Below are 9,555 nucleotides of genomic sequence, written 5' to 3' on the forward strand. Positions count from 1 at the left end.
TGGGGGGCGGCGTGGTTCCCCGTGCTGTCCCACCGGTGCTGCCGATGGGGCAGAAAAACAAAAACCGCCCCGGGGGCGGTTTTTGTCACGGGTCAGCGCATGGGGGCACGCCTCAGGCGGCCACCATGGGCACGACCTTGTATTCGCCAGCGGCGATCTTCTTTTGCCACTCGGCCGGGCCGGTGATGTGGGCGCTGGTGCCGCCCGCATCGACGGCCACGGTGACGGGCATGTCCACCACGTCGAACTCGTAGATGGCTTCCATGCCCAGGTCTTCAAAGCCCACCACCTTGGCATTCTTGATGGCCTTGCTGACCAGGTAGGCGGCGCCGCCCACGGCCATCAGGTAGGCGCTTTGGTGGTTCTTGATGCTTTCGATGGCGACCGGGCCGCGCTCGGCCTTGCCGATCATGGCGATCAGGCCGGTCTGCTCCAGCATCATGTCGGTGAACTTGTCCATGCGCGTGGCGGTGGTGGGACCTGCGGGGCCCACGGCCTCGTCCTTCACCGGGTCCACGGGGCCCACGTAGTAGATCACGCGGTTGGTGAAGTCCACGGGCAGCTTCTCGCCCTTGGCCAGCATGTCCTGGATGCGCTTGTGCGCGGCGTCGCGGCCGGTGAGCATCTTGCCGTTGAGCAGCAGCGTCTGTCCGGGCTTCCAGCTGGCGACCTCTTCGCGGGTCAGGGTGTTCAAGTCCACCTTTTTGGACTTGTTGTAGTCCGGCGCCCAGTCGATCTTGGGCCACAGGTCCAGCGAAGGCGCTTCCAGGTACACGGGGCCCGAGCCGTCCATCACAAAGTGCGCGTGGCGCGTGGCCGCGCAGTTGGGGATCATGGCCACGGGCTTGCTGGCTGCGTGCGTGGGGTACATCTTGATCTTGACGTCGAGCACGGTGGCCAGGCCGCCCAGGCCCTGCGCGCCGATGCCCAGGGCGTTGACCTTTTCGTACAGCTCCAGGCGCAGCTCCTCGACCTGGTCGAGCTTCTCGCCGCGCTGGCTCTTGGCCAGCAGCTCGTACATGTCCAGGTCTTCCATCAGGCTTTCCTTGGCCAGCAGCACGGCCTTTTCTGCCGTGCCGCCAATGCCGATGCCCAGCATGCCCGGCGGGCACCAGCCGGCGCCCATGGTGGGCACGGTTTTCAGCACCCAGTCCACCAGGCTGTCGCTGGGGTTCATCATGACCATCTTGGACTTGTTCTCGCTGCCGCCGCCCTTGGCGGCCACGGTCACGTCCAGCTTGTCGCCGGGCACGATCTGCACGCTGATGACGGCGGGCGTGTTGTCCCTGGTGTTCTTGCGGGCGAACTGGGGGTCGGCCACGACCGACGCGCGCAGCGTGTTGTCGGGGTGGTTGTAGCCACGGCGCACGCCTTCGTTGATGGCGTCTTCCAGGCTCTGGTCGGCGGCAAAGCCCTCAAAGCGCACGCCCATGCCGATCTTCAGGAAGACGTTGACGATGCCGGTGTCCTGGCAGATCGGGCGGTGGCCCGTGGCGCTCATCTTGCTGTTGGTGAGGATCTGCGCCATCGCATCCTTGGCCGCGGGGCTCTGCTCGCGCTCGTAGGCGCGGGCCAGGTGCTGGATGTAGTCGGCAGGGTGGTAGTAGGAGATGTACTGCAGCGCGGCAGCCACGGACTCCACGAGGTCGTTGTACCGGATGGTCGTGCTCATGTGGGAGGGTAAGTATGTGAAACGAACGCGGGCGATTATCGCCCCCCGCCTTGCGCGGGGCGGATGCGGGGGCAAACAACCCGCACGCACGGTGCCCGTGGCGCTACCGGCAGGCAGGGTCGCCCAGCCCTTCCGGCGCGCGGCCGATTGCGGTGAAATGCGATCCATGCCCACCCCTCAACCGCCTGCCGAGGCCCTTCACATGACCAGCCCATCCACCAGCCCCAGCCCGCTCACCCGCACCGAGCACGACACCTTCGGCCCCATCGAGGTGCCGGCCGACCGGCTGTGGGGCGCGCAGACCCAGCGGTCGCTGCAGCACTTTGCCATCTCGGGCGAGCGCATGGCGCCCGAGCTGATTCGCGCGCTGGCCCAGGTCAAACGCGCCAGCGCCTACGTGAACCACGCGCTGCAACTGCTAGACACCGCCAAAACCACGGCCATCGTGACGGCGGCCGACGAGGTGATCGCCGGCGGCCACCTGCAGGAGTTTCCGCTGGTGGTGTGGCAGACGGGGTCGGGCACGCAGACCAACATGAACATGAACGAGGTGCTGGCCAATCGCGCCAGCGAGCTGCTGGGTGGCCCGCGCGGGCAGGCGCGCCTGGTGCACCCCAACGATGACGTGAACAAGAGCCAGTCGAGCAATGACGTGTTTCCCACGGCCATGCACCTGGCCGCGGTGGATGCGCTGATGCACCGGCTGCTGCCCGCGCTGCAGCAGTTGCGCGCCACGCTGGCAGACAAGGCTGCGGCGTTTGACGGCATCGTCAAGATTGGCCGCACCCACTTGCAGGACGCCACGCCGCTCACCCTGGGGCAGGAAATATCAGGCTGGGTGGCGCAGCTGCAGCATGGCGAGCAGCATGTGCGCGCCGCGCTGCCGCATGTGTGCGAGCTGGCCCTGGGCGGCACCGCGGTGGGCACCGGCCTGAATGCGCCCGCCGGCTATGCCGCCGCGGTGGCCCGCGAGCTGGCTGATCTGACGGGCCTGCCGCTGGTCACCGCGCCCAACAAGTTCGAGGCCCTGGCCAGTTGCGACGCCCTGGTGCACGCCCACGGCGCGCTGAAAACCCTGGCTGCCAGCCTGATGAAGATTGCCAACGACGTGCGCTGGCTGGCCAGCGGGCCGCGCAGCGGCATCGGCGAGATCACCATTCCCGAGAACGAGCCCGGCTCGTCCATCATGCCCGGCAAGGTCAATCCCACGCAGTGCGAGGCGCTGACCATGCTGTGCGCGCAGGTCATGGGCAACGACGTGGCCATCAACATCGGTGGCGCCAGCGGCAATTTCGAGCTGAACGTGTTCCGCCCGCTGGTCATCCACAACTTTCTGCAGAGCGCGCGGCTGCTGGCCGACGGCATGGCAAGCTTCAATGACCACTGCGCCGTGGGGCTGGAGCCCAACCGCCCGCGCATCGCCGAGCTGGTGGAGCGCTCGCTGATGCTGGTGACCGCGCTCAATCCGCACATCGGCTACGACAAGGCCGCGCAGATCGCCAAGAAGGCGCACCACGACGGCACCACGCTGCGCGAGGCCGCGCTGGCGCTGGGCCATGTGACTGCGGCGCAGTTTGATGAATGGGTGGTGCCGGCCAGGATGACCGGACGCCAATAGCCTCCCGGCCTCTGGGGGCGGCCTGGCAATTCAGTCTTCGGGCGTGCCGTCGGCGGTGGCCTTGTCCACCAGGGTCTTCAGGCCCTGCACGTCGTGCAGCTCGATGCCGCGCGAGCGCAGGCTGATCAGGCCCTGGCGCTCCAGCCATTTCAGCTCCACGTTCACGCGCTGGCGCGAGCTGCCCAGCAGGCAGGCCAGCTCGTCCTGCGCCAGCGACAGGCCCAGCCGGCGGTTGTCGCCGCACTCCAGGTGGCGCGGCCCGAAGCGCTGCAGCAGATGCAGCAATTGCTTGGCCAGGCGCGCGCGCAGCGCCAGCGTGGCCATGTCTTCCATCATGCAGTACAGCGACCGCATGCTCCAGGCCTGCAGCGTGAGCAGCGATTCGCCAAACGAGGGGTGCTGCTGCAGCAGCGCGCGAAAAGACGGCTCGGGCACCCTGAGCACGGTGGCGCAGCCGTGGGCATGCGCGTCGTAGGTGCAGGGGCCGCCGTAGAGCACCTCGGCCTCGCCCACCCAGATACCGGGCTCCACATAGGCCAGCGTGACCCGCTTGCCCGACGCGGTGGTGCGCCGAAAGCGCAGCGCGCCGCTGGCGCAGGCAAACCAGTCACGGATGGGCGCGCCCTGCTGCACGATCAGGTCGCCGTGCGCATGGCGCGTGACGCTGGCCAGGCGCAGGATGTCGTGGCGCAGCGATGGCGTGAGCGAGGAAAACCAGGCGCTGCGGCTAATGGCCTCGCGCTCCTGTGCGGTCAGCAAGATACGTGGGGGCGTGGCGTCGGCATTCAGGCGCGGTGATGTTTGCATGGACTTGGCAGGACGGGCAGCGCGGCGGGACGGCCATTCTAGGACTGCATGGGGGCATTCGCGCCGTGTACGGGCGGGCGCCCTGCGGTGGTGGCGGGGCGCTGGATTGCCGCGAACGCGGGAATGACGGATTGGCGGTATTTTGCTATTGAAAATATAGCTTCAGGCGCTTGTTTTGAAAGGGCTAAAGGTCATTTAGGCTTGCATTCCCGCCTCCCGCCTCCCGCCTCCAGCCCCCACCCGTCACCCTTCACCCGTCAGCGCGCTGCACCCCGCGCCTGCTGCAGCCAGCCGTCAAAAGTCTTCTGATGGGCCTTGATCCATCCGTTGACATGGCGCTCGATGTCGGCGGGCTTGTCCTGGCCGCGGCTCATCAGGTGGTTCTGGGCGTTGATGTCCGATACGGGCAGTTGCATCACCTCGAACAGCCTGGCGGCGGCAGGGTTGGCCTGTGCCCAGGCCTTGTTGGCCACGATGTGCTGCTGGTTCACCACAAAGCCGTAGTTCTTGCCGTTGGGCAGCCGGGTGTCCAGGCCTTTTTGTGCGCCGGGGGCCGAGGAGAAGGGCACCTCCAGCCACACCACGTCTTTGCCGGGTTTCAGCACGTTGCTGACCCAGTAGGGCGTCCAGGCGTAGTACAGGATGGGGTGGCCCGCCTTGTAGCGCGTGATGGTGTTGGCGATCAGCGCCGAATAGGTGCCTTGCTGGTGCGTGACGGTGGGGCGTAGCTGGTAGGCATCCAGGTGGTGCTCGACCATTGCCTCGCAGCCCCAGCCGGGGTTGCAGCCGGTCAGGTCGGCCTTGCCGTCGCCGTCCGCGTCGAACAGCTTGGCGATCTTGGGGTCTTTGAGCTGCTCCAGGTTGGTGATTTGGTGGGCATCGGCGGTTTTCTTGTCGATCAGGTAGCCCTGCGCCGCGTTGCCGGAGTACACGCCCTTGCGGTACAGCTTGGCGTCGCCGCCGGCGTTCAGGTAGTAGTCCGAGTGCAGGGGGTTCCAGTGCGAGGCGATGAAGGTGGCGTCGCCGTTGGCAATGGCGACGTGGGCCGTGGGGTATTCCACTTCCTTGATGGGCTGCACGTCATAGCCCAGCTGCTGCAGTGCCTTCATCACCAGCAGGGTCTGAAAGCTTTCTTCTGCCAGCGAGCTTTTGAGCGGCTGCACGCGCACGCCCTTGCCGGGCAGGTCGGCCGCCAGCGCGCCGGTGCAGGCCAGGGCCAGGCAGGTGGCGGCCAGGCGGGCGCGCAGCAGGTGGCGGGTGGCGCGGGTGGTGCGCTCGGCGGTCGGCAGGTGTGTGGTCTGTGTCATGGATGGGGTTCCTTTGCGGGTTGGGGCGGCTCAGAGGCTGAGAGTTTTTTGCCCGTGACCGAAAGGCGCGTCAAAACGCCACTGATCAAGGCGCAAAGCGCAGCCATAGCTCGGGCTATGGCGAGCATTTGTAACGACGAGCAGGGATGTTTTGGCGTGCAAGGCGGGCATAGGCGAAAGACTCTCAGCCTCTCAGGCCGCGGATTGGCGGGCAGCGGGTAGCGGGTGGGGCTGCGACCGGGTGTGCGACTGGTCAGGGCCTTGGCGCTGGCCGGCGCGGCCCAGGGCGCGCAGCAGCGCGCCGGCGGGGCCCGTCTGCCACCAGCGGGCATTGCCGCGCCGGGGCTGGCCCATGGCCTGGGTGAGGCGGTCCAGCACGATGGCCAGCAGCACGATGCCCAGCCCGCCCACGGTGGCCAGGCCCATGTCCAACCGCCCGATGCCGCGCAGCACCATCTGGCCCAGGCCGCCCACGGCGATCATCGAGGCGATGACCACCATCGACAGCGACAGCATCAGCGCCTGGTTGATGCCCGCCATGATGCTGGGCATGGCCAGCGGCAGCTGCACCTTCCACAGCAGCTGCCAGGGCGAGGCGCCATAGGCGCGGCTGGCCTCGATCAGGTCGGGGCGCACCTGGCGCAGGCCCAGGTTTGTGAGGCGCACCAGCGGCGGCAGCGCGAACACGATGGTCACGATGACGCCCGGCACGTTGCCGATGCCGAACAGCATCACCACCGGCACCAGATAGACGAAGGCGGGCGTGGTCTGCATGGCGTCCAGCAGCGGGCGCGTCCAGCGCTGGATGCGGTCGCTGGCGGCCAGCACGATGCCCATGGGCAGGCCGATGGCCACGCAAAACAGCAGGGACGTCAGCACCAGCGCCAGGGTCACCATGGCTTCGGGCCAGATGCCCAGCAGCGCCACCAGGCCCAGCGACACCAGCGTGCCCACGGCCAGGCCGCGCCCGGCAAATTGCCAGGCCAGCAGCGCGACCAGCGCCACCATGACCGGCGCGGGCACGGCCAGCAGCAGGTCGGTCACGCCGTTGAGCGTGCCGTCGATGGGCGCGCGCACGGTCTGAAAGAAGGGGCGAAAGTTGTCCACCACCCAGCCCAGGCCGTCGTTGATCCAGTCTTGCACGGGCAGGCCGTCGGTGGTGATTTGCTGCCAGAGCCCGTCCAGACCGCCCATGCCGGCTTGCCCGGCCTGGTTGGCCTGATCCGCCGGTGCGGCGGCGGCGTCCAGCCAGTCGGCGCTGGCGGCGGTGCTGTCCATGTCTTGCGTGCCCCAGGGGTCGGCGGCTGCGGGGGGCGATGTGGGTGCGACAGCGCTGTCGGCCCATGGGTCGGCCGCCTGCATGGGCGTGGCAGCAGCGGGCGTTGGGGAGCTGTCAATGGCGGTGCTGTCCATGGCCGGGGCGCTATCGGTTGCGGCGGGCGTCCATGGGGCGTCGAAGGCAGTGGTGCGGGGGTCTTGCGCCATGTCGTTCATGCGTCTTCTCCTGGTGGGCGGTCAGTGCGTGGGCGCAACGGGGTTGGCGGCGCGCGCGGGAAAGTGCGGGTTGAGTTGCACGGGCGGCATCTCGGTCTGGGGCGGCGGCACGGGGGGGGTGTCGCGGTCCAGAAATTTCATCAGCGTGGTGCGGCTGATCACGCCCTGGTAGGTGCCGGCCTCGTCCACCACCGGCAGCGGGCAGGGTGCGTTGCTCATGGGGCCGAACAGGTCGGCCACGGGCGCGGCCGCGTCCAGTGCCTGGGCGCCCGGCAAGAAGGCGTGGTGCAGCCCCAGTGCGCCCTGGTGGCCTTGCAGCGCATCGCGCAGCGACTGCGACGACACCACGCCCAGCAGGCGCTTGCGGCTGTCCAGCACGTAGGCGTGGTCCCGGTCGGAGTCTTCCAGCAGGCGCAGCGCCGCGCGGCAGCCCCGGTCGCCGTGCGAAGACACCATCGTCAGCGCCTGGCGCGCAATGTCGCCGGCCTTGAACACGGCGGCCGCGTCCACGCCGCGCACGAAGCTGCGCACGTAGTCGTTGGCCGGGCTGCGCAAGATTTCGTCAGGCGTGCCCACCTGCACTACCTGGCCGTCTTTCATGATGGCGATGCGGTCGCCGATGCGCATGGCCTCGTCCAGATCGTGCGAGATGAAGACGATGGTGCGGCGCTTGACCTGCTGCAGGCGCAGCAGCTCGGATTGCATCTCGGTGCGGATGATGGGGTCCAGCGCCGAGAAGGCTTCGTCCATCAGCAAGATGGACGGGTCCGCCGCCAGCGCGCGCGCCAGGCCCACGCGTTGCTGCATGCCGCCCGACAGTTCATCCGGGTAGCTGGCGCCCCAGGCGCCCAGGCCCACCTGCTCCAGCGCCGCTTGCGCGGCCTGCTGACGCTGGGAGCGGTCCACGCCGGCCAGCTCCAGCCCGAAGGCGGCGTTGTCCAGCACCGTCATGTGCGGCATCAGCGCAAACGACTGGAACACCATGCTGATGTCCTTGCGCCGCAGGGCGCGCAGTTGGCTGTCGTCCAGCTGGTTGATGTCCTGGCCGTCCACCACGATGCAGCCGCTGGTGGGTTCGATCAGGCGGTTGAGCATGCGCACCAGCGTGGACTTGCCCGAGCCCGACAGGCCCATGACGACGAAGATCTCGCCGGCTTCGATGGTGAAGTGGGCGTCAAACACGCCAATCGCCTGGCCGGTGCGCTCCAGGATTTGCTGCTTGCTCATGCCCTGGCGCACCAGGCGCAGCGCGTCTTGCGGCGCGTCGCCGAAGACCTTGAAGACATGGTCGATGATGATTTGCTTGGCCACGGTGTGGGTCCTTCCTCGGTTGAAACGGGTTGAACTGGCGCCCGCCGCAGCAATGGCGGCAGGCGCGCGAAGGCCAAAGCAGCTGCAAAACCCCGATGCGGCGGCCCGGCGGGGGGCGCGCGCGTCGCCAATCGACGGGCGCGGCCTGCAGGGCCGGGTGGAGGGTGGTCACAAAAGGATGACCAGATCGGCCCGAATGGCACCTGAAGAGGGTGCGCAAGGGCCTGGGTGCGCGGCGCAAGAGGTCTGGCGGAGGACTTGCACGATCACGCGGGTGCCGCGGCGCCGCACGATCGCGGCTGGCACCCTGGGCATCAGGGCTGAAAACTTCGGCCTGGGCACCGGGGCCGCCAGCTGGGGCTGCACACCGGCACAACGATCTGCCCCTGCGCCGTACGGCTACCAAGAACAGATTACCTGCATGGCAGGTTGTAAAACATGCAAAAAGTATAGGGATTCAGTGTTTTTTAGTCAAAACACAGGGTTTTTACTTTGTGCTATAGGGCGAGAAGCTAGCCCCTGGGGCATGTGACTGAGTCAAGCCGGTCTTGATGTTCAAAAATGAAAGCGGCTGGCGCCTGATCCACATGGGTTGCAGCCGCTTTGGGCACAAAAAACCACGGAATGCATGGGCAGTCCGTGGGTGGGCGGCGTGGCGCCAGCGGTTTCAGTGCCTGTTGTCGGATGCGTGCAGCAGTTTGTCTGTCAGCGCAATGGCCAGCGCACTGAGCAAGAAGGTGATGTGGATGATGGTCTGCCACATCAGCACCTTTTCGCTGTAGTTGGCGGCATTGATGAAGGTCTTGAGCAGGTGGATCGAACTGATGCCGATGATCGACAGGCCCAGCTTCACTTTCAGCACCGATGCGTTCACATGGCCCAGCCACTCGGGCTGGTCGGGGTGGCGATCCAGGCCCAGTCGGCTCACGAAGGTCTCGTAGCCGCCGACGATCACCATGATGAGCAGATTGGAGATCATCACCACGTCGATCAGCGCCAGCACCACCAGCATGATCACCGTCTCGTTGAGCGAATGGACTGGCGCATCCGGCTTGTAGCCAATGCCGGTGATCAGCGCCTGCAGCGCGGCCTGGTTGCCAAAGGCGGCCTCCACCAGGTGCCACAGCTCCAGCAGAAAGTGCCAGACATAAACGCCCTGGGCGGCGATCAGGCCCAGGTACAGCGGCAGCTGCAGCCAGCGGCTGGCAAAAATGAGGGAGGGAAGAGCAACTGTGTTCAAAGTCAAGTCATTTTGAGATAGCTCCAGCATGTGGATAACTCACTTGCCAAGGCACGCCGGATTTGAGAACGGCGTTGATGATCGTGAGCACCTTGTGCATACAGGC

At 66.9% G+C, this 9,555-nt stretch carries 7 protein-coding genes; 1 reads left to right on the forward strand and 6 read right to left on the reverse strand.

Annotation, left to right across the window (positions count from 1 at the left end; genetic code table 11):
* Positions 1 to 112: 112 nt before the first annotated feature.
* Positions 113 to 1,672, reverse strand: coding sequence for a fumarate hydratase (locus AB7E35_RS11465; RefSeq protein WP_428164373.1), 1,560 nt, complete (start codon positions 1,670 to 1,672; stop codon positions 113 to 115).
* Between the two features lie 202 nt (positions 1,673 to 1,874).
* On the opposite strand from AB7E35_RS11465, the gene fumC reads away from it, so the two are divergent.
* The gene (fumC, locus tag AB7E35_RS11470) at positions 1,875 to 3,290 is read left to right on the forward strand and encodes a class II fumarate hydratase (RefSeq protein ID WP_428164372.1); all 1,416 of its coding nucleotides are present in this window, start codon (positions 1,875 to 1,877) and stop codon (positions 3,288 to 3,290) included.
* A 30-nt stretch (positions 3,291 to 3,320) separates the two neighbouring features.
* Here fumC and AB7E35_RS11475 read toward each other — a convergent pair whose 3' ends face one another.
* From AB7E35_RS11475 to AB7E35_RS11495, 5 genes are all read right to left on the reverse strand, one after another.
* Positions 3,321 to 4,097, reverse strand: coding sequence for a Crp/Fnr family transcriptional regulator (locus tag AB7E35_RS11475; protein ID WP_428164371.1), 777 nt, complete (start codon positions 4,095 to 4,097; stop codon positions 3,321 to 3,323).
* Between the two features lie 257 nt (positions 4,098 to 4,354).
* Entirely contained in the window at positions 4,355 to 5,404 is a 1,050-nt protein-coding gene (gene proX / locus AB7E35_RS11480) for a glycine betaine/L-proline ABC transporter substrate-binding protein ProX (RefSeq protein ID WP_428164370.1), read from the reverse strand.
* 192 nt (positions 5,405 to 5,596) lie between these two features.
* Positions 5,597 to 6,898 carry a glycine betaine/L-proline ABC transporter permease ProW gene (gene proW, locus AB7E35_RS11485; protein ID WP_428164369.1) on the reverse strand — a complete coding sequence of 434 codons (1,302 nt, stop codon included), beginning with the start codon at positions 6,896 to 6,898 and terminating at the stop codon, positions 5,597 to 5,599.
* Between the two features lie 21 nt (positions 6,899 to 6,919).
* The gene (proV, locus tag AB7E35_RS11490; protein WP_428164368.1) at positions 6,920 to 8,209 is read right to left on the reverse strand and encodes a glycine betaine/L-proline ABC transporter ATP-binding protein ProV; all 1,290 of its coding nucleotides are present in this window, start codon (positions 8,207 to 8,209) and stop codon (positions 6,920 to 6,922) included.
* A gap of 667 nt (positions 8,210 to 8,876) precedes the next feature.
* Positions 8,877 to 9,449 carry a TIGR00645 family protein gene (locus AB7E35_RS11495; protein ID WP_428167590.1) on the reverse strand — a complete coding sequence of 191 codons (573 nt, stop codon included), beginning with the start codon at positions 9,447 to 9,449 and terminating at the stop codon, positions 8,877 to 8,879.
* Positions 9,450 to 9,555: the final 106 nt, after the last annotated feature.

Source organism: Diaphorobacter sp. (assembly GCF_050251835.1).
Taxonomy (GTDB): domain Bacteria; phylum Pseudomonadota; class Gammaproteobacteria; order Burkholderiales; family Burkholderiaceae_C; genus JBFXIE01.